Raw genomic sequence first — 21,687 nt, 5'->3', positions numbered from 1 at the left:
TTCCCGTGCAGTGTATAATGATATTTTATCATTCTTTTGTATTAAAATGCAGATAATTGCATATGTATTTAAACATAAAGTTCTGTGAGTAAGCGAATTATATTATTAATTATAATTTAGCGTTACCTAGCTTAAAACAGGTAGCTTTATAGCAGGTGGTTCTACCACTACTACGTAGTGTGCTTTTGTAGCGACGAAGGCATATGCTCACTAACGTTGACTGAGGGGACCAAAAACAAAGCTAGCTTACCAGCTAAGCAACGATGGTTGTTGGCACCTGCCGAAAAAAAGCTAGCCTAGTTTAGCGTGAAATAAGGCGTGCCTAAGCTGACTAGGTTCCCGCAGGGCAAAAGCTGCTATTAGTATGCTGGAGCCTAACTAGAAAGCCGCCGCAGCATTTCGAGGCAGGTGCGGCTATTGTGATACGGGCACTTCCAGATACCTACTTTGTCCTCACCAGGCATGATTGAGTAGTCAGCGCGAATTCCCCAAAACCACTCGCCTCGCTCACGATCGATAAGATGCTGCTGAATGAAGCGCCATGCTCCTTCACTATAGGCCAAAAATTTCATCTGGCCGCTGATCTGATATGCATTGTAGAAACCTACTACGGCTTCGGCCTGCACCCACCAGTGCCGGTCGGCTACCCAGTGGCCGTCGAATTCGCGCTCGTAAAGCAGGCTGCCATCGGGGGCTAGGCCCTCGGTTGCCCCGGCTGCTAACTGAACCGCAAGCTGCCGAAACTGCTTGATAAGCTCCGGCTCCTGCAACACCTCAGCCGCTTCGAGCAGCAGCCAGGCTGCCTCCACATCGTGGCCAACAGAAATAGCGTCGGGTTTAGGGCGCCAATTTTCGTCGAAGAACAGGTGTAGGTGGGAGGTATCAGCGTCGATAATATGGTCGGTGAAGTTCACTAGCAGCGCCTTCAACTGCTGCCGTAAACCTGCATTAGGCCATACTCGGTAAAGTGTTGTGTAAGCCTCCAGTACGTGGAGGTGGGTGTTCATGCTCTTCTTCTCGTTGGCGTCCTTGGCACTCAGGCGCAGGTCGGCGAGCGGCTGCCAGTCGCGGGCATGTGCTTCGAAATATCCCCCGCGCTCGGCATCGAAACTGTGCGCTTCAATGGTGTGGTACAAGGCTTGGGCATGTTTCAGCGCATCGGCATCGCCGCTGGCTTGGTAGTACTCGGCAAGGCCATAAATACTGAACGCCAACGCATAAACTTGTTTTTTGCAATCTAGCGGCTGCCCTTTATAGTCTACCGACCAGTACACCCCACCAAACTCCGCATCCAGGAAGTGCGTCACAAAATACTGGTACGCTCGCTGAGCCAAAGCTAGGTAATCGGCTCGAGGCTCGTGGTTGTAGGCAGCGGCAAACGTCCACAAAATACGGGCATTCAGCACGGCGCCTTTAGGTGCCAACGGGTTGGGCTGGCTGTCATTGTTGAGCTGCCCGTAGAACCCACCATGCTCCGGGTCGGGCACGTAAGTAGCCCAGTAAGTTAGGATGTTGGTTAACTCTTGTTGAAAGTCAAAAATTTGCAGCATAGAACTAGCAAATACAGTAATCTACTGGCTACTTAATTCGCGCCGCCTTGGCTACTCGGTCGGCAACAGTAGGAGTGGGCACGCCTAGATTAAGGTCGATTAACGTGTTGACTTGCTGAACAGAGGCCGCTGATCGTAGGCCATCTTCGGGCGTATTTACCACGTAGTCGAGTAATTGCGCGAGCGTAGAGGTCGCCACATGCATCCGTGTATCCGACGAGGCATAGTAGATGAACACGCGGCCGTCGTCGTCTAGAATCCAGCCGTTGCCGAAAACCACGTTGGACACGTCGCCGACACGCTCATCTCCCTGAGGTGCTAGAAAGTAGCCAGCGGGCTTGTGGATAATATGGGTCAAATCGTCGAGCGCCGTCATGAACAGATAAAGCACGTAGCGTAGCCCCGCGGCCGTATTGCGCACGCCGTGGGCCAAGTGCAACCAACCTAGCTCCGTCTTGAGTGGAGCCGGACCTAGGCCATTTTTCAGCTCCGAAATAGTATGGTACTGCTTCCTGTCGACTAGTACCTCGTGCTCCACCCGCGCCTGCTCAATGGAGTCGGACAAGCCAAAGCCGATGCCGCCGCCCGTGCCCGCGTCGATAAAGCCGTCCTGCGGCCGGGTGTAAAAAGCGTATTGACCTTGCACGAGTTCGGGGTGCAACACCACGTTACGTTGTTGAGCCGAGTTGGTCGTCAGATCAGCCAGCCGCTCCCAAGTTATCAGGTCCTTGGTGCGAGCAATACCGCACTTGGCTAGGGCCGCTGATTGGTCGGTTGCCGGCGCGCTGGGGTCGCGGCGCTCCGTGCAAAATAAGCCGTACACCCACCCATCTTCGTGAGCGACTAAGCGCATGTCATACACGTTAGTGTCAGGCTCCTCCGTTTCGGGTATGGTGATCGGACGCTCCCAAAAGCGAAAGTTATCGACTCCATTATCGCTCTCAGCCACCGCGAAAAATGACTTCCGATCGACTCCTTCCACGCGTGCGACGAGCACGTACTTGCCCTGCCACTTGATGGCCCCAGCATTGAACGCTGCATTCACACCAATGCGCTCCATCAAGAACGGATTGGTGGCGGGGTTAAAGTCGTAACGCCAAGTGAGCGGGATATGGCCTGCCGTTAGTACGGGGTGGATATAGCGCGTAAATACACCATTGCCTAGCTCTTCGGGCTGGTTGGGTAGAGCAAGCATGTGCTGCTGCTGGCTGTGCAGCAGGCGAAGACGATGGTCAAAGACAGTAGACATAGCAGCTGGCAGACTTCATAATGGGTGGAAAAACGATAGCAGGGGAGAAAGCAAAAGCTTATTATCGCTTGAAATCAATCGTCGCTCAAGCGGTTCCACCAGGATTTTTTCAGAATAAAACCTACCACTAGCAGCAGCACCACTACGATGGCCAGCGGAAGGTGCTGACCCAATATCAGGTACATAGGCAGAATAGTTAAGCAGAGTTGTGCGATGATGCCTAGCACCACATTGAACGCATTGCGCCTGAAGTTGCGGTTGGGCTGAAACGTCGGATGTTGCGCCTGCACTTGAGCTAGTACTGGTCCCCAGAAACCCCAAGGCCGCACCGTGGTGTAGAAGCGATGCAGCACGGCCGCTTCGGTAGGAGGGGCTAGGTAAGAGCCAAGTACAGAGCCAGCTAGCGAGATGGCAAACAGCAGCGGAAACCAGTACAGTAAGTTGCCGGTCGGGAGTAGTACGCCGAACACCAGCGCCGTCAGGATGCCCGTGCTCATCCCAACGAAAAAGCCCATTGCATTGAAGCGCCACCAGTGCCACTTAAGCACATTGGCCGCGATGTACCCCCCATAAAGCGCTGACACAATGAACTGTAGCACGGTGTTCACGTCCTTGGCCAAAAAGCCCAATAACACACCTATGGCCACTACCACCACCCCCACTAGGTAGTTCATCGAGATAATGCGGCTGGTGCTAGCGTGCGGGTTGAAGTACTTAAGGTAAATATCGCTGACGATGTAGGCCTGCGCCGCATTCACCGTACCGCTAAAGGTGCCCATAAAAGCGCCTAACAGCCCTGTAAGCACTAGCCCTGCTAAGCCAGCTGGTAGAAAGTTATTGATCGTTAAAGGCAGAATGCGCTCAAAGTCGATGGTGCCGTCTGGTGCTTTCAAATTCAACTGATGGTAGTAGAGCAACCCCAAAATGGTGAGCCCAATAATCAAGGAGTAGCGAATAGGAAGCAGGATGATCGACACGAACCCACTCATTTTGCTGGCCTCCTCGGGCGAGCGGGTGGAGAGGATTTTCTGCATGTCATAGTTCGGAGCAGGACCAGCTAGCGACGCAAATACGCCCTTGAAGGCCATCATCATGAAGAAGATGCCAAACAGCGAGTACCCATCCCGGGCAATCTTACTGTTGACCTCTGGGATCAGCTTAGCCCAATCGAGTCCTAGGCGCCAACCAAAAAGGGGATTAAACCAATCTTTTGGTACCGCTAACTCGTGCCCACGCAGGTTGAGGTAAGCAATTACGGCGATAACCAAGCAGGCTACGGTCATGATAGCGTACTTGATAATGTCACCCAGCACGATGCTGTGCATGCCGCCCACAATGGAGTAGAACATAGCAAACAGCGTGAACACGATGCCGTAGAGGTGCGGCACGTACTGCGGTGCTACCTCGAAGGGCACGTAGCCTTGCACCAGCTTCCAGGGTATAAAAATCTCCATAAACTTGCCTAGCCCTACAAAACCGTAGGCTAGAAACCCAAAGCAGCTCAGTAAGGCAAACGCAATGACTACCTGTTGGGATGCCTGCACCCCCGGCCCATGCTGCCCAAACCGGGTAGCTAGCCAGTCGGCCCCAGTAACGGCATTGGAGCGTCGTAGCCAACGCGACAGATACATCATCAGAAATACCTGATTGAACACCGGCCACAGCCACGGAATCCAGATGCTCTTCATGCCATACACAAAGCACAAACTCACCATCCACATCGTGCCACTAATATCAAACATGTCGGAGGCGTCACTCAAACCTAGCTTGTACCAGGGCAGGGTGCGTCCCCCTAACATGTAGCTGTCCTTATCCTGTCGCGCTTTGTTGCGGTAGTAAAGGCCAATGAACACCGTCGCTAGTAGATAAATCGCGATGATGAGAAAGTCGATGAGCTGTAACTTCATGTAGGAACTTCGAGTGGAAAGTGAGGAACGCAAAATAAGAGCGACTTGCTACGTCACTAGTATCTTAGGATAGTACCCCAGGACTTTCCTTAGTCCGACCAGTTTGCCTTACCACACGCAAACTGCTCTCCTCGGCCGTATCATTATAGGTGAACACTAGGTTTGAACTTCATCAAGTGAGCAACGCGCTTGTCGGAGCGAGTACCCCATCTTTCAAGTACTCAGCGATGAAAAAGCTGAAATAATGCAAAGGTCCAGAATTCACGTAGACGTTATTAATACTATTTTGTCATTTAATTGCTAATTATTAGCGCCAGTAAAGATGACTGTTATGTCTTTACTGTCTTTGTGAGGAAGAAGCAAGATTACTTAGCAGAAAACTCGCTGATAGGTATTGATAGCATACTGGTATATTTTTGTTGCAAAAGTGTCTTTTACTGCGTCAGCTTGTCCCCTCGTTATATGAAGAAAGAGAAAGAGAAGAAGGAAATCATGCGGGAAATCACGCCGCTCACCCAGAGTGATTGTTTCACTTTGTTTTCGCGGGTGAAAGAAAAATTCGACTTCCCTTTGCACTACCACGAAGAGTATGAGCTAAACCTCATTCTCAACGCCAAAGGAGCTAAGCGCATCGTGGGCGACCACGTGGAAGAGATTGATGACGTAGAGTTGGTGTTAGTAGGCCCTAACCTCTACCATGCCTGGTTCACTCACAAGTGCCAAGGCAAACAGATTCGGGAGCTTACCATTCAATTTCACAAAGACTTATTTGATGACCGACTGCTGCGGCGTAATCAACTAAGTTTCATCAAAACGATGTTTGAAATGTCGCAACGGGGTATCCTCTTTGCGCATGATACCATTGAGCGCTTGTTACCTAGGCTGTTGCAATTAGAGCAAAAGCATGGGTTTGATTCAGTGCTAGAACTGTTTTCAATACTGCACGACTTATCTATCTCGCGTAACATGCGCATGCTCTCCGACGCCTCATCGGATAATGAGCAATTCAACCATCATAGCCGGCGTATCGAAAAAGTATTCGAGTACATGAACATTCATTACAGCCGGCCTATCACCTTGGCCGAGGTAGCCAAGGTCGCCAACATGCCCGAAACGTCGTTTAGCCGGTTTATCAAAAAACGGATCGGCAATACCTTCATTGACAGTCTTAATGAGATTCGGTTAGGTCACGCCACGCGCATGCTTATCGACACCACTCTTAGCGTAACAGAAGTAGCTTATAAGTGCGGCTTCAATAATATATCGAACTTCAATCGCACGTTTAAAAGACGTAAAAACTGCACTCCCAAGGAGTTTCGAGGTAATTATTCTGGTAACCGCATCTTTATCTAATGCGTCTTTCAAATTGGGTCTTGAGGATAAGCCTAGCTGGCTGGTAAATAGAAAAGCTTACAAGTAGGCTAATCAAAGGTGAATAGGTAGTCTCGCATCAGAGTTATTGAGAATCTACGTCACTACAGAATAGGAGCATTTTTTCGCCTGGGTTGTACAATGAAACCAACCTTCACTTATGCCATTAATTGAAAACTGACTAGTGCGAGATAGATCTATTTGTAACAGGCCCTTTATTCACGCAGCATGCACAGAAACTGAGCAGTGTACTATACCAAGTTTATTCGTTAGTAAAAGACCACCGGCAAGGTGAACCAGTAAGAAAAGCCAATCGTCATAAATCGTCATTTAACGTGATCTTGGAATGGATTACAGGGATGGCTAAATGTGCATGTCCCTTCGACTTTTGTCCATTCTCTCCCCCGGCTCAGTCGGCCAATTTTGCATTCAGGATAGCGCAGGAACTTCCCTGTCGCTACCTCTCATCTAACTCAATGCAAAATGAAAAGACAACAAAACCGCCCCTTAGGGGCATTCGAAAAAACGTTTTGGCTGCTGGATCAAATTGATTCCAAGGATTTTTGCCTGGCCGCGGACATCGCGGGAACCCAGCCCGTTGAGAAATGGCGGCAGGCCATCGACCTGGTACAACAACGCCATCCGAATCTCTCGGTCCGGGTTACGCTCGATGAGCTAGGGCGCCCTACCTTACAGCCTGTGGAAAACCTGCCCATTCCGCTGCGCGTGGTGCAGGTAGAGCAAAATTACCGGTGGGAACAGGAGGTGGAGAAAGAGCTTTCCGTACGATTTAACACGGCTGAAGGCCCGCTTTTGCGGGTTGTTTTGCTGCAAAAGCCAGACAGCACCGTGCTGATCCTGGCGGCAAACCACACGGTGGCCGATGGGACGTCCTTGAGCTATTTGACCCGAGACCTATTGCTCGCCGTTACCGGAGAAGAGCTTGCCTTGATGGAGCCGCCAGTGTCAAATGACCAAACCCTCGAGTTGCCGGAAGATTTACCTGCCCAGACGGCTGAGCAAGTGCTCGGACTGAACATGAAGACGGAGGTAGTCCACCCCTTGGTTTCCTCGCACCGCTTTTCGGCAAGCACCACCCGCACCCTGCTCGAACGCGCCAGACAGGAAAATACCAGCGTCCACGGCGCCCTTTGCGCGGCCGTGTTACTGGCTTCAAGGAAAATGCGTCCGGGATGGGTCCAGACCAGGATGGAGTTGGTTTCGCCTGTTTGCACACGAGGGGCCCTCCACCTGGACGATAATGTTGGCTTGAATATCACCACCCAATCCGTGTTTTTTGACCACCAGCCCTACATGTCTTTCTGGGATTTGGCCAGACTGGCCAAGGCTGGGCTGGGGGGAACCAGTTCCATTGACTATACGAGAGGCTATTTGTCGTTTTTCGGCAGCCTTGTCTTCGGCCACAATGATATACAGCAAATGCTGGATGCATTGAAACAGGCCTTCAACCATCATATCATGGTTACTAACCTAGTTAGGGTACGGTATAAAACAGATTTCGGTCCCTTAAAACTCGAAGCGTTGTATGGCCCCATGGTCCGCTCGGGGAAAGGCATGGAACAGACGATTGGGGCCTTGACAACCAACGGTTCGCTTTGCCTAACCAACACAAGTGATACGCCTATCCCCGGCTTACTTGTGGAAATGGAGCAGATCTTAGACAATGCTTGTCAGGACACTGTGGTGGCTAAGACGGAATGTGCTGTTCGCTAAGCGTCCGCAAACGTGATCATGCTAGTTGCCCCACTGCCCGATGGCACTGCTAACGAGAAGGAGTGATTTTCCAAAATCGGTGAGATAAGACTCAACTTTTAGAGGGCGCCTCTAGGAGTTGGTTGAAGATTATAGAGTACTGGTTTAGTAGTCAACTTGGCCGGAATGCTTTGAACAGTATGTTCACAAGGCATTTCGGCCAAGTCTTTTCTAACTCAAATTGAATCATTTATGATCAGAAAAATGCGGTTTACATGGGCAATGTCAGCTGGGGCAACGCTGTTTTTTTCAGCTTCTACAGGTGCGCAGAAACTGCATTCCTCCCTTTAAAACGGCCCCTCGCAACGGGTACAAATTGCCCCGGAAAGTGTTTTTCAAAGCTTCCGCGAGGCGGGCATGAAACCGCTAAACCATAAATTTACACCCCAGCCATTTTATGTCGTCGTTACCAAAAATAAAGTGGAGCTGGCCCGATTTGAACCGATGAAGCAGGAACTGGTGAAGCGGCGATTACATCAGCTGCGACTTTTTACGAGTCCTAAATTCACCTTTCGGGAAAAATGTACCAGGCACATGGCCTTTTATCCATTCTTCTAGGGGAGTAAACCTGCCACCTTTGTAAGGTCGAAACACAGCAACAACTTACTAACGGTTAGCAGATTAACTCAAAAAAACAACCTTACTACCTAGATGAAAACAATTGCCTTGACCATCGCCTTCCTGTTCACTTTTCTTCAAAGTCAGTGCCTTTTTGCCCAAACCCGCAAGCCAGCCTCCTTGGGAAGAGAAGAATACATTGAGGTAGAAAAGAACGTAAAGCTTCACGTCATCGACCTGGGCCAGGGCCAGCCCGTCGTCCTTATCCACGGCTGGCCGCTGAACAATGAGATGTACGAATACCAGTACCAGTATCTGGTTGAAAAAGGGTTCCGGGTCATTGGCATTTCCTTGCGCGGTTTCGGCAAATCAGATCGACCCTACGGCAAATACGACTTTGATACGTTTTCCGACGACATTAAGGTAGTGTTGGAAAAACTTAAAATCGAGCAGGCCACGCTGGGAGGATTTTCCATGGGGAGTGCGGTTACCCTGCACTACGTGACCAAATACAAGGGCGCCCATATCAAAAAATTAGCTTTATTCGGCGCAACTGGCCCCTCCTGGAAACAGCGCGAAGGCTACCCGTACGGCATCACCGACCAGGGCGCCGCTGATCTGATCAAGCAGACGAAAACGAACCGGGAGCAGTTGGTGGCCGGGTTTGGAAAGGACTTTGAGGGTCAGGAAGGCGGCCTGTCGCCGGAATCTATCAAATGGCTGGAAAGCATCAACCTGAATGCCTCTCCTTACGCTACTACGCAGTCTATTACGGCCTTACGTGACTTAGACTTGCGGCCTGAGTTGTCAAAAATCAACCTGCCGGTCGCAATATTTCACGGCGTAAACGACAAATTATGCGCCTTCGCCCAGGCCGAACAACTCAACAAAGCCATCAAAGGGTCTTACCTCGTCAAATTTGAAAAAGGTGGGCACGGGTTCTTCCTGGAAGAAATGGATAAGTTCAACGCGGAGCTTGAAAAATTCGCTAGAAATTAACTAAACGATTACCCCTGTCAAGCGCATCGTCACTTGGCAGGGGTAATCGTTTAGTTTGAAAGATAAAAATCCTACTATTCGCCAGCACATAGAGCTATGAGCACAACCGTTTTCAACAACAATTTAAAAACGTTGGGTTTGCTGCAGGTAAGTCAGGAGCAAACCCACGCCATCAACGGACCAGCTTATAAGGAATACATTAAGATACTGTATCTACCTGCTGGCTATAGGCTTAAAGTAGACTTTGCCTGTTACGACACGCAGCAACCAACCTTGTTTTTTATCAGCCCAAACCAATATCTGGAACTAGAAGCAGCCGGCCAGGAACGCGGGTATTTCATTTTTTACAACCGCGATTTTTACTGCATTCAGATCCACGACCAAGAAGTGGCGTGTGATGGGTTACTGTTCAACAACATCCGCAATATGCCCAAAGTGGAGCTTTCGAATGTTGAAGACACTTTTCTGAGCGGGTTGGTCAACGAAATGCTTCAGGAATTCAACCTTCATGACAGTTCCTTGGAAGAGATGGTCCGCACCTATCTCAAACAATTACTCATCCGCGCGACGCGCTCATGGAAAAGACAGCATTTGACCACTGAACTAGCGGATCAACAAAGCGATTTGGATTTTTTTCGCAAGTTTACCCGGCTCGTCGAAGAGCATTATAAGTCCAAACACACCGTCGCTGATTACGCCGATTTACTGTGTATGGCACCGAAAACCATCACACACAAATTTAACCGTCTCCGGTTGCCGCAGCCGAATGAGGTCATTAAGAATCGGATCATATTGGAAGCCAAACGGCTACTGGCGCATACTTCCCTCACCGCAAAGGAAATTGCCTACACGCTTGGGTACGATGATCCGGCGTATTTTAGTAGACTATTTATGACCAAAACCGGCGAATCGCCGTCCAGTTTCAGGGCAAACTTCTCCGAGATATAACACCTTCGAAACGAGTCGCCGAAATCGATGGGTCGCCTGTGAGGATTTTTACTCGCTCACAAAACTGCTGACATGAGCTTTCAAAGTGCCACTCCGGATCACATATCTGTTTTGTCCAGAAAGAGGTTGACAATTTTCTAGAGCACACAACCTCTTCGGCTTTTCGTGATCATTTGCCTCTAAGTGAACAACCTGCTGCCTGGAAAAGAGGCAATTAGGAGCGGTAAAAGGGCTTGGAAATGGTTTGGAATTATTGTACAATATATCAAAGTACAGTTGATAGACGCCTTTGATGGGTTAACTGTACAGCTTGATCATAACTCATGAGAACACGCTTATTAGTCTGTGCTCGGTTTACGAGCCTGCTGTTAGGTTAGCTGTCGAGCAGTTGTCGCAAGCGACGCTCTACTTCGTATTTGCGTTTATACCCCGAGCTAGGTGGTAACACCCCTTCTAACACGTCTAAGAGTTCGGGCCGGCTTAGCAACGCAACTACCTGCTGACTCACGTACGTGCGCAACTCTGGGTCTGCGACCCTCACTTCTGTAGGAAGAGCCGGACGGTTGTCCAGCACATGGACGATATCTTCCAGGTCTTGGCTGGTCCACAGATCTGGCCAGCCGCGATTGCGCAAAGCCACCAACTTCGTAGCTAAAAAGTAGGGTGGGCTTAAAATGCGAATCCTCGTGGCATCTGGTAGTACGTACGGCTCAGCGAGGGCAAAGCCAGCGGGATACCAAAGATTGCTGAAGCCCAAAATCTCGGGGCTAGTTGGGATCATATCTACCGTGAGGCCCGTTGGCAATTTCCAACGGCCGATGTAGTTCGCCTCCATAGCATGGCTAAATCCTAACCCACGCAATTCCTCCTCTAATTGGTAGAAAGCGCTTCGCGGCGTAACTTCTACAATGCAATCCACATCGTCCGTTGTGCGCGGCTCTGGGGTAGCAGAGGTGGCCATGCTATATAGATTCACGGTCGCCCCACCCGCAAAAACCACCCGGTCACGCAGGGGACCTGGCGCGTGCGCCACTGCCATCAAACGCGGTAGATTACGCGACTTATTCTGTATGGTAAGAAGCGGCGGTCGGGAGATACTCGTTGAGTAACTTGCTCGCTATGGCTCGCTCGCGCGGACGGCCTAGCCGTAGAGCATCTTCGAGCGCTAATAGCCCGTGTAACCGCTCATCGCGCTGGGCAGCAGCGGGTACGCCAGCATACAAGGGTTCGATGCTGGTTCCCCATGTTTCTCCCTCGGCATCGGGCCATACGTAAGCTGGTTCGATGCCAAAGGTATCGCTGAGAGGTGGAGCGCTGGCCCCCGTGACTAGCCCACGAGCCAAAGGGCCAGGATGCACGGCGAAGATGTAGGGTAGACCGTGCACGAGTAAGTCGCGCAAGGCTTGATTATGCACCGCTAACCGTTGCGGGTCAGCAGTTAATAATCGACTGTAGCGACAGCGGGCTAGCGAGTCAGAAACCTCCGACGTGCTTAGATCCAACGAGTTGGCTAATTCCTTGCTTTGCCAATGGTGTCGCGCCCCATGCGCAGCTAGCTTTAAGAGCAGGACAATGTCCTGTGGCCGCAATCCGTTGAACTTCCGCATAGCTTTCCGCAATCCTCGATTTGCGGATCACAAAGTTTGTCTTTCCAGTTTGTATGCTCACTATAGACGCATCAGGAGTAGCGAAGGAAAGTTGTTACATAAACGGGGTAAAATCTTCAAACTGAAAATTGTACCCTATCTGGTAATAACGCCGTGCATAAAACAGGTGGTAAAATGGGGCGCAAAAACCGCGTTTGCAGCCTGTATTCGCGTGCGCTGAGAGTACGTAGAAACCGTTTAGTTTTCGTGCGGTACTGCTGCTAAAGAATAAATGGTTTGCTCCAGGATAGCAGTGCACGCTCCTCACCTGTATTTTTAGAGCACACAAGATCGTAGTCGTTCCGTATGCGTTTTTTCTTCGGTTTGCTCATGAGTCTGCTAGTGGGCCTTTCAGAACCGCTCCAGGCTCAAACAGACAATGCACCACCTGTCGATACTAGCCCACAAAGCGGCTTTGCCTGGAGCGAAGTCACTTTGGTGAAAGGAGAGGAAGTCATGAAGGGCTACTTCAATGTGGGAGAATACGGCCTTGTACAGGCAATCCACTATTGCACCCGCAACCCCGAGGTACGTCCTTATCGTCCTCCCATTTACACACTTCCACTGAGTGAGGTGAAATCAATGGTTCAGCGGGGGCGCTATTATGAAACCTTGCAGGCGATGGGCGAAATTCCCCAGGCACTCGTCCCACGCGTCGTCAAGGGCCCGGTAGAGGTCTTCGTGTTTGCCGACCCGCAAGTGGCCCTGGTGAAAGCCAAGCATGTTCTTGCCCAGTGGTACTTACGCCGGGATGGGAAACTGATCGGCGTAGACAAGAAAACCTTTAGCGAGCAAGTCAGTGCCTACGTGAAAGAGGACACTGCCTTAGCGCAGAAGGTCAGCCAGCAGCAGAAGGGCTACAAATATGCCGACTTGATTAACATTATCACGGAATACAACCACTACACGCAGGTTCAAACACAGTAGAACTGAGTGAGGTATTAGCTGGTTATCGTTGGTTACTAACCATTTACTTGATTCCTGGACACTTCTACTACCTAGTCCAAAGGCTCCGGAAACATGGTTTTTCGGAGCCTTTTTCATGCCTTGTTTTGGACACTTGAAGGCCGTCTTGCCCTCCAAAAACGGTGCACCAAAACAACCCGAAAGATCTGCGTTTCTGGGCCGTTTTCGTGGGATGCAAACCCTCCAAAAAACGAGCGTTTTTTGGAGGCCTAACAAGTAAGCTATTGGAAGCTCGGCCGCTACGCAACGCGCAGGTCTCGCGTCGCCACGGCGGGTAGTCTATCTTTCACCGCCTACTTGAGGCCATTGTCCTGCTCTTGTTCCCTATATTAGCCGGCATGAAAGCACTTGTACTCAGTAGCCTATTCCCGGCCGCCGCCCCTGCCCTGGCGCAGAAGGTCTCCACTCCCCCCACGCACTCCTCCAGTTCCACGCTGCTCTTGGCTGGGGCAGTGATGGCTGGCCTGTGCTTCTTCTTCGCCGTGCGGGCAGCTATTAAAAAGCAAAAGCGGCCGCAGGAGTAGGCCTTACCCGCTAGCCGCGCAAAGCGGCTCGGTAAGCGCTAGGTCTTTCAAGCAGGCGGATTTATACGCTAGGCAACTGGTTGGCTCCCGCCACCTAACCCCCTTTCCCTCATGGCTTTTATTTCCATCAACGACCCGCAAAACCCCCAAAACCAACACGTCATTAATCTGGACAATGTGGTGAGCATCAAACGAGCCGTAGACCGCCAGACGCGTGATGGGTACGAGCATGTCGTTATCATCGCACACACCTACTCCGTGGAAACAAAATTTACGTACCCGGACGAGGCCAGTGCCAAGCGTGCCTATGCCGACCTGATTAAGTACTTGGGCGTGGTAAGTTAAGCGTAACGCTTACCGGAAGCGATCACGCTTTGTGTTCCCCCTGTGTCAGCCCCGACCCTTCCCGGTGGGGGCTTTTTTGGTGTGCTTGCCGGACCGGTTCAGAAGGGCAAATCGATGGGGCAGGGCGTGTGGCATTTCGTAAACGCACGTGGCGGTTGCAGCACTCGACGCGCCACCCCAAGCACAGGCGCTATGCGCTAAATCAAGGTAAAAAGGACGTTTGAACGCCTTTTTACCTAGGCAAAGCAGCTAGTCTGCGCTGGTGGCTTGATGGGGGATGAGTTCTGCAACAGCCACCGACGTTTAGAAACGTTATAGCCTTTGTCCATCGGAAAAACTACTTGGCACCTGGCAGCGCTGCCCGCACGGGACGTTCTCTGGGTCAACTGAGCACTCGTTACTTGGCCAACACCTGGGCTGTGAAATCCGCCAAGGTCGTATTGACAGGAATCCCCGAGTTGTAGAGTAGATCGATCAGCTTCCAATCAATGGGCAAAGACTCGGTGGCGAACAGCTCCTTGGTATGCTCGGTATCCGGCAGCACAATTTGCCGGTTGGAGGAGAACACGCTTTTGGTGTAGCAGTTCGTATCCTTGGGCAAGCCGATGCTTTAGGCAATCTCCTCGCGAATGATCGATTCTTTCCAGCCCGGTAGCTCCACCCCCGTCGACACGGCCACCGTGGTACTTAGGCTCTCCCCGCACGCACTCGTCTCAAAGCCGAACATGCCGTTGGAACCTTCCTGGGCCCCGTGAAATAAGCGCCCCATTTCTTTTTTAGGTACCAAATAGATCTTCAGGTCAGGCTCTGCTTGGTCGCCGAGCACAAACTGCGTGGAGCGGCTAATGGCATTGAGCTCGCCCAGCACGTGCGCTACTTCCGCCTGCACGGCCGCGGTACAGGCACTCATGAGGCGCACCTGCACGCGGGCGGGGACGGTTCCACTTGTAGATCGTGGCTGGCAACGTACCCAAGTCATTGCCAAAGGCAACTTGGGCAAAGTACGTCAGTTCTTCGGGTGTATAGTGCTGGCGCAGGGAAGCGACTTGCGGCGCGCTCAATGTTGTAGCGCACTGCGGGCGCTGATACAGGTAGTAGCCTACGCCGACCACAAGGGTGATCACCACTAGAAGCAACACTTCATTTCTCATCGGTGCAGTCCCCAGCAAACATCAGTAGAAAACTGGGCTATAGCGGAAAGCACGCGAATAAAGACCACTCGCGCACCTAGGTGAACAGGGTATCTAACTCATCTAGGTGCGCAACATCAGCACGTACCACGTCAACCACGCCGGCGAATGCCTGAGCTGCCTTGGCAAGTTTCTCAGCGCTGCGGCCAGCAATGATTACCGAGGCCCCTTCCGCCGCGAAGCACTTTGCTGCGGCCAAGCCGATGCCACGATTCCCGCCGGTGATGACGACTACCTTATTAGCGGAACGCGCCATACATTTTCTGAGGTTGAGTTTTAGTAAACGTGCTGACAGGTTGTAAGTCCCAGCGTACGGCGCTTTGTACATACCTAGCACAAAGCAACGGCTGCGTCCTGGAAAACACCGTTATTTCATGGTAGCGCGTGGTCCCCCCCTGTACGCTTCTGCCTACGCACCCGCCAAACAGGTTCTAGGAGGTCTGCTGCATCTGAAATTGCTTGGGGGTTATCCCGTAGGCTTGCTTGAAGGATTGGATGAAGCTCGACACGTTTTCGTAGCCCACCTGGTCGTAGATGTCGCTGGTTTTAAGCGTGCCCTGCCGTAGCAACTGTGCGGCCATGGCTAGGCGCTGGCGGGTGAGCCATTTATTGGGTGGGGTGCCGTAGAGTCGCGCAAACCGCCGCTTAAAGGTGGAAAGGCTGGTGTGACACAGAAAGGCGAGGTCCTCCACGGTAATGTGTACCGGTAGGTCGGCGGCCATCACGGCGCGGATGCGTTGATTTTCGGCCGTTTCGCTGGCGCTGGCAAGCAGGGCGTGCAAGGCGCCCGGCTGCTGGCGGCTCACGTACAGCAGCAGTTCTTCCAGCTTCAGCTGCTGAATGCTAGCGGTGAGCTCGGCGCCCGAACTGGCCAGCAGGCTTAATGAGCGCACGAAGTTGGTTAAAAACTCGTCGGCCTCGAACACGTGAAAAGGAGGGGCCACCCGTTCAGTGCCTACTCCCATGCCCAGGTCGGGGTGCTTCTGAAAAAAAGCCGTGAGGGCCTCATTCGAGAAAAACAGTAGCATGCTTTGATAGGCGTGGGTTGGGCCCGCGAGCTTTTCGCTCATGAGGCAGTTGCCCGCCGGCAAGAGCAGAAACTGCCCGGGCACGATGCGCGCCGTCACCGTCGGGTACGTCACTACTTTCTCGCCTTCCACTAAAAAGCTGAATAGGTGATAACGCAATGTGATTTTGGTGCGCTCACTATTCGACGCGGTATTGTACGGCACGAGGTACGTCGCCGGGTAGGCCGCCCCCGTGCGGGGCATTAAATCATCGGGCAGCAAAACCTGTCTCATCGGGGCAAAAGGTAATTGACTAAGGGGGCCGGCTCTATTGGCTCTTTTCCTGGGAAATCTACCGACTATTCTTATTCACTCACTGGCAAACCCAGCCACAGCGTTAAGCGCTGTTACAAGAGCCTGTGGCTAGCTCGCTGCTTGAAGCACGGATTCTTTCTTAGGCTAGCGCCCGCTTGCGCTCCAAGTAGGGCACCACGAGCTGGCGCTGTGTGCCTAGACCCTCGCCGGTCAGCTCGACGGTATCGCCGGTTGCGAGAAAGACAGGTGGCGTATAGCCGAGTCCCACGCCACCCGGTGTGCCCGTTAGGAGGATGTCGCCGGGTAGCAACGTCATGTAGCGGCTTACATAGCTGACTAAGTGGTTGATGCCGAAAACCATTTCCGCGGTGTTAGCGGCCTGCCGCTCCTGCCCATTCACCGTCAGGCGTAGCGCTAGGCTTTGCGGGTCAGCGATTTGGTCAGCTGGTACGAGGTAGGGGCCTAGGGGGCCAAAGCCGTCGAAGCTCTTGCCCTTAGTCCATTCCCCGGTGCCTTCCAGCTGGTAAGTCCGCTCGCTGACGTCGTTGGCCAGTGCATAACCCATAATGTAGTTCGGGGCCTCGGCTTCGGTAACCAACGAGGCTTCCTTGCCAATAAGGACGGCCAATTCCACTTCCCAATCTAGCTTCGTGGAACCCTCCGGCATCGGAATCGCATCAAACGGCCCAGCGAGGGCGCTGGTCGCCTTCAGGAAGAGCACGGGCTCGGCCGGAACCGCTACCTGCGCTTCCTGCACGTGGGTGTGGTAATTGAGCCCTACCCCCACTATTTTGGAAGGCCGGGCTACGCAGGGGCCGAAGCGCTCCGTGGGAGCTACGGGCGGGCAGGTGGCCGCGTGCGTCAGCAGCCAAGCGCGTAGGCGCGGCAAGCCATTGGTGGCAAAAAAGGCCTCGTTGTAATCGCTGCCAAAGGCGGTTACCTCTAGGCGCGTGCCATCGGGGTATTCGACGGCGGGCTTTTCGCGGCCCACGGGGCCAAACCGGAAGAGTTTAAAAGAGGAAGTTGCTGCGTGCTGGTCCACGTTCAAGGAATGAAAAGATGGCATGCGTAAACCGATAGAAAAAGGCCCAAGAGCCGTGGCCGGGCTTGCGGTGCCTCTACTACTCCCACCTAATCCAGTGGAAGTAGTAGAGGCACCGCAAGTCGTTTTGTCAAACCTGCCTTGCGCTGAGCCGTCCAGGTAAGCGGCCGCTAACTATTTCTTTTGCCCGTAGACGAGTAGGGAGGCTTTGCCCAGCGTGAGGCTGTTGCAGTTGAAGGCGACGTAGGCCGGGGTGGCGTTCTTATCTAGGTCCAGCTTTTTGCTCAATGCTAGCACCGTAATCAAGTAACGGTGAGCGGGGCCGGGCGTGGGAGCCGCCCCCACGTAACCAGGCTGGCCGAAGTCGGTGTTGCTCTGCACGGCCCCGGCGGGCGTCAGGTTCTTGCTTAGGTCACCGGCACCCGACTTCAATTCCATGACGCTAGCGGGGATATTAAACACTACCCAGTGCCAGAATCCACTGCCCGTGGGCGCATCGAGGTCGTGAATGGTAACGGCGAAGCTTTGCGTGCCGGCGGGGGCGTGCTCCCACGTCAGGGCCGGCGATTGGTTCTCGCCCGTAAAGCCCATGCCATTTAAGAATTGCTTGTTGGTGAGCTGCCCACCTAGCTCCGGGCTTTTTAGGGTGAAAGTTTGCGCCAAGGCGCTGGTGCTCAGCAGAGCAGATGCGGCCAGAGTTGCTGCCATGTTCTTCATGGGTTGGTTTAGTACTGTTAATGAAGTGTGTTAGAACAGCACAAAAGTACCGGGCCCCATGAGGGATAATTGTCGCAAAAGGATCAAAAAATGTTGCTAAAAGTTCAATCGTATTGCTTGCTGTTTCGAACGAAATGCTCGGCTCGAAACAGGCGTAGAGGAAGGTTGCTGACTTTATAGCTCCCTCTGCACAAGTCTAGTCGAGCGGTGTCCTAGGGCAGTACTGCTGGCTTTTGCGCCAGCAGATAGGCAATTCGTTCCTGCTGGTGCAGCGTATCAGCCCGTAAGGCCAAGTCTTCTCTGGCTCCAAAGGTCAATAGTCGGACATTTTGAGCCAATACTCACTCAGCAAAAACTACGTAGGTCCTGTGGTATGCTCGCTCATCGCGACCCTAGGTTCTCTATAGTTCCGATAAACGAATTACCTGCTTACCAAGTAGAATTTTCGGGTCCACGCGCCGCGGCTTCATGGCGATGGGCGAGCCAGGTGGCTGGGCCAGTATCCAAGCGGCGTACTGGTCGGCCACTGGGCGCCCGCTGAGAGCGTGCAGCCGGCGTAGCAGATGCGCATCGTCCTGATGAAAATCGTCCAGCGTTAGTTGACCGGTTTTATAATACAACTGGATGAGCCCGCGTAGAAAACAGTTGGCCGATTGGCTTTGCGCGCCCGCAAAATAGTGCTGGGTGAGGTAAGCGTACTGCTGGCTAAATTAGCGAGCGTGCTCCACGCTATTGACGACGATGCGGCCCTCGTGCACGCGTAAGCCCTGCAGAAACCACGTGCTGTCGTCGGCGGATAGCACACCTAGCTGGCGCAAGTCGCGCAGGGTGTAATCAATCCGATCGGCGGCTAGGTTGGGCAGGGGTTGCTCAAGTAGGGCATACTGGTCGAGGTCGAGAAAATCCAGGTAGTGAAAGTGGTGGCGGGCCAGTGCTACCCGAATCTCAGGGTGCGTCAGCACCGCTTCGTAGCGCTGCTCGTGGTAGTCTTCCCCAGCCATATCCAACACATAGTCAATCAGGTGCGAGAAAGCCGTATGCGACACGTCGTGCAGCAAGCCCGCCAACTGCTCGCGTAAACTACCCCCTAGGTGCCGAATGAGTAGCATCACGCCGACGGAATGGTCGAAGCGCGTATGACTAATAGCAGGGTTAGCCAGCACGATGGCCCCGCCCTGGTGAATGCCGCGCAGTCGCTGAATAGGGACCGTATGCAACAGGTTCGTAACTGCCGCGGGCAGTTCTAAGGAGCCATAGAGCGTGTCCTTGTAATGCATGGTTAGCAGGGTAGGGATTACTTGGACGCCAAAGGTCTGAAAGATGGCCTTATAGGATAGTATCGAGTATGCGTATGGCATCCGCTAACTACGAATTTCTATAGGATTAGCTTTCGTAAAATGAAGGCAGCAGGTCGGTTTCTCAATAGCAAAATCAGCTATAACCATAAGGCCTACCTAGTGGGAGCGCCCTGCACGGCGAGGTACAAGTATGGTTTCTTCGACTACGAAGTTAACAAGGCCTTGCATCAACTGCCTAAGGCCAGCAGGTCGGCCCGCATCTGCTCGTGCTAGCACTTGCGGGAGGCTGTGCCCATTGACCAGCAAGGGTCACTTGCTCATCCAATCTCTATCTGTGCTGTCGGACCTTCGCTGCCTGCTGTGTTTTGTAGCAACAAGCTAGCTGAGTTACTTCATAAAATAGTTGACTAAGTCAACTATTTATTTACCTTTGCCGTATACTTAGTCGAAAGTCTTACCGGTGAAGCATCGTGATTGAAACCGCCCACGCCATTGCGCAGATTAGAGCCTTTAACCGGTTTTACACCGACCTCATTGGTTTGCTAGACAAGCACTTGCTCAACAGTGATTATTCGCTGGCTGAAGCGCGCATTCTCTATGAAATACAAGCCGGCCAACCCATCAGCGCTTCGCAAGTCATGGCGACCATGCACATCGACAAGAGCTACTTGAGCCGGGTGTTGAAGAAGCTGGAAAACGATAAGCTGATTCACAAGCAGAGTTCGGCGCGCGATGCACGCACCACGCTGCTGTCTTTGACACTCGCAGGCCAGGCCGTCTTCACGACCCTGAACCAAGCCTCGGACGAGCAAATCAGCGCCCTGCTTCGCACGCTACCCCCTGCCCAGCACCAAGAACTGGTGCGGCACATGCAGGCTATTACAACCATTTTACGCCCAACCCCATGATCACCTCCCGCACGCTACCCGACGTTCGGATACGCCGCGAGCTCCGGCCCGGCGACCTCGGTTACATCGCGCATCTGCACGGCCAGCTCTACGCCCGCGAATGTGGGTATGGTCTTCATTTCGAAGGGTATGTACTAGCTGGCTTGCAGGAATTTGCCGAGCAGTACGACCCAGCAAAGGACGCCGTCTGGATTTGCGAGCACGACGATAAAATGGTGGGCTTCCTGCTGGGCTTTCACCGGGTCGACGCGTTGCAGCTGCGCTATTTCATTTTCCAACCCGACTACCGGGGCCTCGGCCTCGGCAAGAAATTGATGCAGGAATTCCTCGCGTTCATGCACAAAAAACAGTACCACCGGGCTTACCTCTGGACCACGCAGGAGCAGACGGCGGCCATTGCCTTGTACACCCGCTTTGGCTTTCAGCTAACCGAGGAAAAGAACTCCGTGGCCTTTGACAAAGAACTCGTCGAGCAGCGCTACGACTTACTATTACCCGCCTGACGCGGGTCTTTTCATGCTGAAAACCTGGCATCTTGCGGCCTTCGATGGGCTGGAGTTCGTGCAGTCGGCGGGCATTACGCAGGCGCTACCGCCTCATTTTCACGAGGCCTACTCCATTGGCCTAGCTACGTAGGGCGTGCAGCGTCTGCACCTGGAAGCGGACACGTTGCTGGCGGGCCCCGGCTCACTGCTGCTCGCTAGCCCCTGCCAAGTGCTATGGCTTATACGACCTCATTGAAGGGGAATTTGCGGCCGGCTCGGCTACTCCTTGGCACGTGCACCAGGCCTACGCCGAGGAGATCTATGTGCTTAGCGGCGAGCTAACGGTACTCACCAAAGGCCGGGCCACGGTGCTGCGGGCAGGGGAGAAGGCCGTGGTGCCGCCCGGCGTGGCGCACCGGGTAGTCCTCTTCGGCCGGTACGGCTCGCGCCCTAACCATTGCCTCGCCCAGCGGCTTTGCCCACCTCATCAAGACCCTAGGCGTGCCGGCCGAAGTGGGCAGCAAGCCCGCCGGCGCTCCCGGCCTGGTAAAAGCCGCCCAGGCCATGGCCGCCGTCGGCGACGAAGTGCTGGGCGTGCCCGGCTTCCTAATGGGGGTAGCGAAGTGGTGGGGTAACCTCACCGCCAAGGCTGCCTAAAGCCAACAGCCGCCAGTTTCAATCCTTTATTTCTTTTAGTAACTCCCTCATGCAACAGGCTTTTTGGCTTTTAGGCACTCATCTGCAACTACTCACTGACCATCAGGACACGGCCGGCCGCTACGATCTGATCGAAGGCACCTTTCTGCCGAACGTGGGCATTCAGAAAGCCTACTGCTGATGGAACACTCATCTCATTTGGCACTAGCCTTCGGAATCGTGGAAAGCGGCC

General features: G+C 53.0%; 25 protein-coding genes and 1 pseudogene. 13 read left to right on the top strand and 13 right to left on the bottom strand.

All coding sequences use genetic code 11. The annotated features are described in order from the left end of the window. Window positions 1–374 precede the first annotated feature (374 nt). The 3 genes from BXP70_RS24435 to BXP70_RS24425 form a co-directional block, all read right to left on the bottom strand. The gene (locus BXP70_RS24435) at window positions 375–1,550 is read right to left on the bottom strand and encodes an AGE family epimerase/isomerase (RefSeq protein ID WP_086596753.1); all 1,176 of its coding nucleotides are present in this window, start codon (window positions 1,548–1,550) and stop codon (window positions 375–377) included. A 28-nt stretch (window positions 1,551–1,578) separates the two neighbouring features. Beyond that, a complete protein-coding gene (locus BXP70_RS24430) occupies window positions 1,579–2,799 on the bottom strand; it encodes a glycoside hydrolase family 130 protein (RefSeq protein ID WP_086596752.1) in 1,221 nt (406 codons plus the stop codon). A 74-nt stretch (window positions 2,800–2,873) separates the two neighbouring features. Further along, on the bottom strand, window positions 2,874–4,706 hold the full coding sequence (locus BXP70_RS24425; RefSeq protein ID WP_086596751.1) for a sodium:solute symporter family protein: 1,833 nt from the start codon (window positions 4,704–4,706) through the stop codon (window positions 2,874–2,876). A gap of 462 nt (window positions 4,707–5,168) precedes the next feature. Here BXP70_RS24425 and BXP70_RS24420 point away from each other — a divergent pair, with 462 nt between their 5' ends. From BXP70_RS24420 to BXP70_RS24400, 4 genes are all read left to right on the top strand, one after another. Then, window positions 5,169–6,059 carry an AraC family transcriptional regulator gene (locus tag BXP70_RS24420; RefSeq protein WP_086596750.1) on the top strand — a complete coding sequence of 297 codons (891 nt, stop codon included), beginning with the start codon at window positions 5,169–5,171 and terminating at the stop codon, window positions 6,057–6,059. A gap of 501 nt (window positions 6,060–6,560) precedes the next feature. Further along, window positions 6,561–7,811 carry a condensation domain-containing protein gene (locus BXP70_RS24415; RefSeq protein ID WP_086596749.1) on the top strand — a complete coding sequence of 417 codons (1,251 nt, stop codon included), beginning with the start codon at window positions 6,561–6,563 and terminating at the stop codon, window positions 7,809–7,811. A 690-nt stretch (window positions 7,812–8,501) separates the two neighbouring features. Further along, entirely contained in the window at window positions 8,502–9,407 is a 906-nt protein-coding gene (locus BXP70_RS24405) for an alpha/beta fold hydrolase (protein WP_086596747.1), read from the top strand. A gap of 96 nt (window positions 9,408–9,503) precedes the next feature. Then, window positions 9,504–10,355: a helix-turn-helix domain-containing protein gene (locus BXP70_RS24400; RefSeq protein WP_086596746.1), complete on the top strand. Its 852-nt coding sequence runs from the start codon at window positions 9,504–9,506 to the stop codon at window positions 10,353–10,355. Window positions 10,356–10,728: 373 nt separating this feature from the next. Here the strand turns inward: BXP70_RS24400 and BXP70_RS24395 are convergent, their stop codons facing one another. Together BXP70_RS24395 and BXP70_RS24390 are read right to left on the bottom strand one after the other, a co-directional pair. Beyond that, complete coding sequence (locus BXP70_RS24395) at window positions 10,729–11,394, bottom strand: nucleotidyl transferase AbiEii/AbiGii toxin family protein (protein WP_086596745.1); 666 nt, start codon at window positions 11,392–11,394, stop codon at window positions 10,729–10,731. A gap of 22 nt (window positions 11,395–11,416) precedes the next feature. Continuing rightward, window positions 11,417–11,962, bottom strand: a complete 546-nt coding sequence (locus tag BXP70_RS24390) for a hypothetical protein (RefSeq protein ID WP_086596744.1) — start codon at window positions 11,960–11,962, stop codon at window positions 11,417–11,419. A gap of 345 nt (window positions 11,963–12,307) precedes the next feature. Here BXP70_RS24390 and BXP70_RS24385 point away from each other — a divergent pair, with 345 nt between their 5' ends. From BXP70_RS24385 to BXP70_RS24375, 3 genes are all read left to right on the top strand, one after another. Further along, on the top strand, window positions 12,308–12,928 hold the full coding sequence (locus tag BXP70_RS24385; RefSeq protein ID WP_086596743.1) for a hypothetical protein: 621 nt from the start codon (window positions 12,308–12,310) through the stop codon (window positions 12,926–12,928). A gap of 377 nt (window positions 12,929–13,305) precedes the next feature. Continuing rightward, window positions 13,306–13,491, top strand: coding sequence for a hypothetical protein (locus BXP70_RS24380; RefSeq protein ID WP_086596742.1), 186 nt, complete (start codon window positions 13,306–13,308; stop codon window positions 13,489–13,491). Between the two features lie 111 nt (window positions 13,492–13,602). Next, window positions 13,603–13,836: a hypothetical protein gene (locus BXP70_RS24375; RefSeq protein ID WP_086596741.1), complete on the top strand. Its 234-nt coding sequence runs from the start codon at window positions 13,603–13,605 to the stop codon at window positions 13,834–13,836. Window positions 13,837–14,233: 397 nt separating this feature from the next. Here BXP70_RS24375 and BXP70_RS24370 read toward each other — a convergent pair whose 3' ends face one another. Together BXP70_RS24370 and BXP70_RS24365 are read right to left on the bottom strand one after the other, a co-directional pair. Continuing rightward, a complete protein-coding gene (locus BXP70_RS24370) occupies window positions 14,234–14,437 on the bottom strand; it encodes a hypothetical protein (RefSeq protein ID WP_086596740.1) in 204 nt (67 codons plus the stop codon). Between the two features lie 9 nt (window positions 14,438–14,446). Next, window positions 14,447–14,746, bottom strand: a complete 300-nt coding sequence (locus BXP70_RS24365) for a hypothetical protein (protein ID WP_143436664.1) — start codon at window positions 14,744–14,746, stop codon at window positions 14,447–14,449. Between BXP70_RS24365 and BXP70_RS29630 the strand changes: the two genes are divergently transcribed. Further along, window positions 14,745–14,966 carry a hypothetical protein gene (locus tag BXP70_RS29630; RefSeq protein WP_143436663.1) on the top strand — a complete coding sequence of 74 codons (222 nt, stop codon included), beginning with the start codon at window positions 14,745–14,747 and terminating at the stop codon, window positions 14,964–14,966. The genes BXP70_RS24365 and BXP70_RS29630 overlap by 2 nt on opposite strands. A gap of 97 nt (window positions 14,967–15,063) precedes the next feature. On the opposite strand, the gene BXP70_RS24360 is transcribed toward BXP70_RS29630, so the two are convergent. From BXP70_RS24360 to BXP70_RS24335, 6 genes are all read right to left on the bottom strand, one after another. After that, a complete protein-coding gene (locus BXP70_RS24360) occupies window positions 15,064–15,282 on the bottom strand; it encodes an SDR family NAD(P)-dependent oxidoreductase (protein ID WP_179197815.1) in 219 nt (72 codons plus the stop codon). A 175-nt stretch (window positions 15,283–15,457) separates the two neighbouring features. Continuing rightward, window positions 15,458–16,327 (bottom strand): helix-turn-helix transcriptional regulator, encoded by an 870-nt coding sequence (locus BXP70_RS24355; RefSeq protein WP_086596737.1) that lies wholly within the window; start codon window positions 16,325–16,327, stop codon window positions 15,458–15,460. Between the two features lie 160 nt (window positions 16,328–16,487). Next, window positions 16,488–17,414 carry a fumarylacetoacetate hydrolase family protein gene (locus BXP70_RS24350; RefSeq protein WP_086596736.1) on the bottom strand — a complete coding sequence of 309 codons (927 nt, stop codon included), beginning with the start codon at window positions 17,412–17,414 and terminating at the stop codon, window positions 16,488–16,490. Between the two features lie 150 nt (window positions 17,415–17,564). Next, a complete protein-coding gene (locus BXP70_RS24345) occupies window positions 17,565–18,098 on the bottom strand; it encodes a YbhB/YbcL family Raf kinase inhibitor-like protein (protein WP_245849738.1) in 534 nt (177 codons plus the stop codon). 410 nt (window positions 18,099–18,508) lie between these two features. Beyond that, window positions 18,509–18,727, bottom strand: coding sequence for a hypothetical protein (locus tag BXP70_RS24340; protein WP_086596734.1), 219 nt, complete (start codon window positions 18,725–18,727; stop codon window positions 18,509–18,511). A gap of 90 nt (window positions 18,728–18,817) precedes the next feature. Further along, complete coding sequence (locus BXP70_RS24335; protein WP_179197814.1) at window positions 18,818–19,384, bottom strand: HD domain-containing protein; 567 nt, start codon at window positions 19,382–19,384, stop codon at window positions 18,818–18,820. Window positions 19,385–19,875: 491 nt separating this feature from the next. Here BXP70_RS24335 and BXP70_RS24330 point away from each other — a divergent pair, with 491 nt between their 5' ends. The 5 genes and pseudogenes from BXP70_RS24330 to BXP70_RS30855 all read left to right on the top strand — a co-directional run bounded on the left by BXP70_RS24330 (window position 19,876) and on the right by BXP70_RS30855 (window position 21,636). Further along, window positions 19,876–20,313, top strand: a complete 438-nt coding sequence (locus BXP70_RS24330) for a MarR family winged helix-turn-helix transcriptional regulator (RefSeq protein WP_218779862.1) — start codon at window positions 19,876–19,878, stop codon at window positions 20,311–20,313. Further along, complete coding sequence (locus BXP70_RS24325) at window positions 20,310–20,816, top strand: GNAT family N-acetyltransferase (protein ID WP_086596732.1); 507 nt, start codon at window positions 20,310–20,312, stop codon at window positions 20,814–20,816. The genes BXP70_RS24330 and BXP70_RS24325 overlap by 4 nt, the downstream gene beginning before the upstream one ends. 233 nt (window positions 20,817–21,049) lie before the next feature. Beyond that, a pseudogene (locus BXP70_RS31105) lies at window positions 21,050–21,211 on the top strand (cupin domain-containing protein); the annotation flags it as partial. Between the two features lie 88 nt (window positions 21,212–21,299). Beyond that, window positions 21,300–21,455: a hypothetical protein gene (locus BXP70_RS30655; RefSeq protein ID WP_245849737.1), complete on the top strand. Its 156-nt coding sequence runs from the start codon at window positions 21,300–21,302 to the stop codon at window positions 21,453–21,455. A gap of 49 nt (window positions 21,456–21,504) precedes the next feature. Continuing rightward, window positions 21,505–21,636, top strand: a complete 132-nt coding sequence (locus BXP70_RS30855) for a cupin domain-containing protein (RefSeq protein WP_262490767.1) — start codon at window positions 21,505–21,507, stop codon at window positions 21,634–21,636. Window positions 21,637–21,687: the final 51 nt, after the last annotated feature.

The organism is Hymenobacter crusticola (assembly GCF_002154225.1).
In the GTDB taxonomy this organism is placed as follows: domain Bacteria; phylum Bacteroidota; class Bacteroidia; order Cytophagales; family Hymenobacteraceae; genus Hymenobacter; species Hymenobacter crusticola.
Note: the sequence above shows the minus strand (reverse complement) of the source record. Positions and strands in the feature narration are given on the sequence as shown.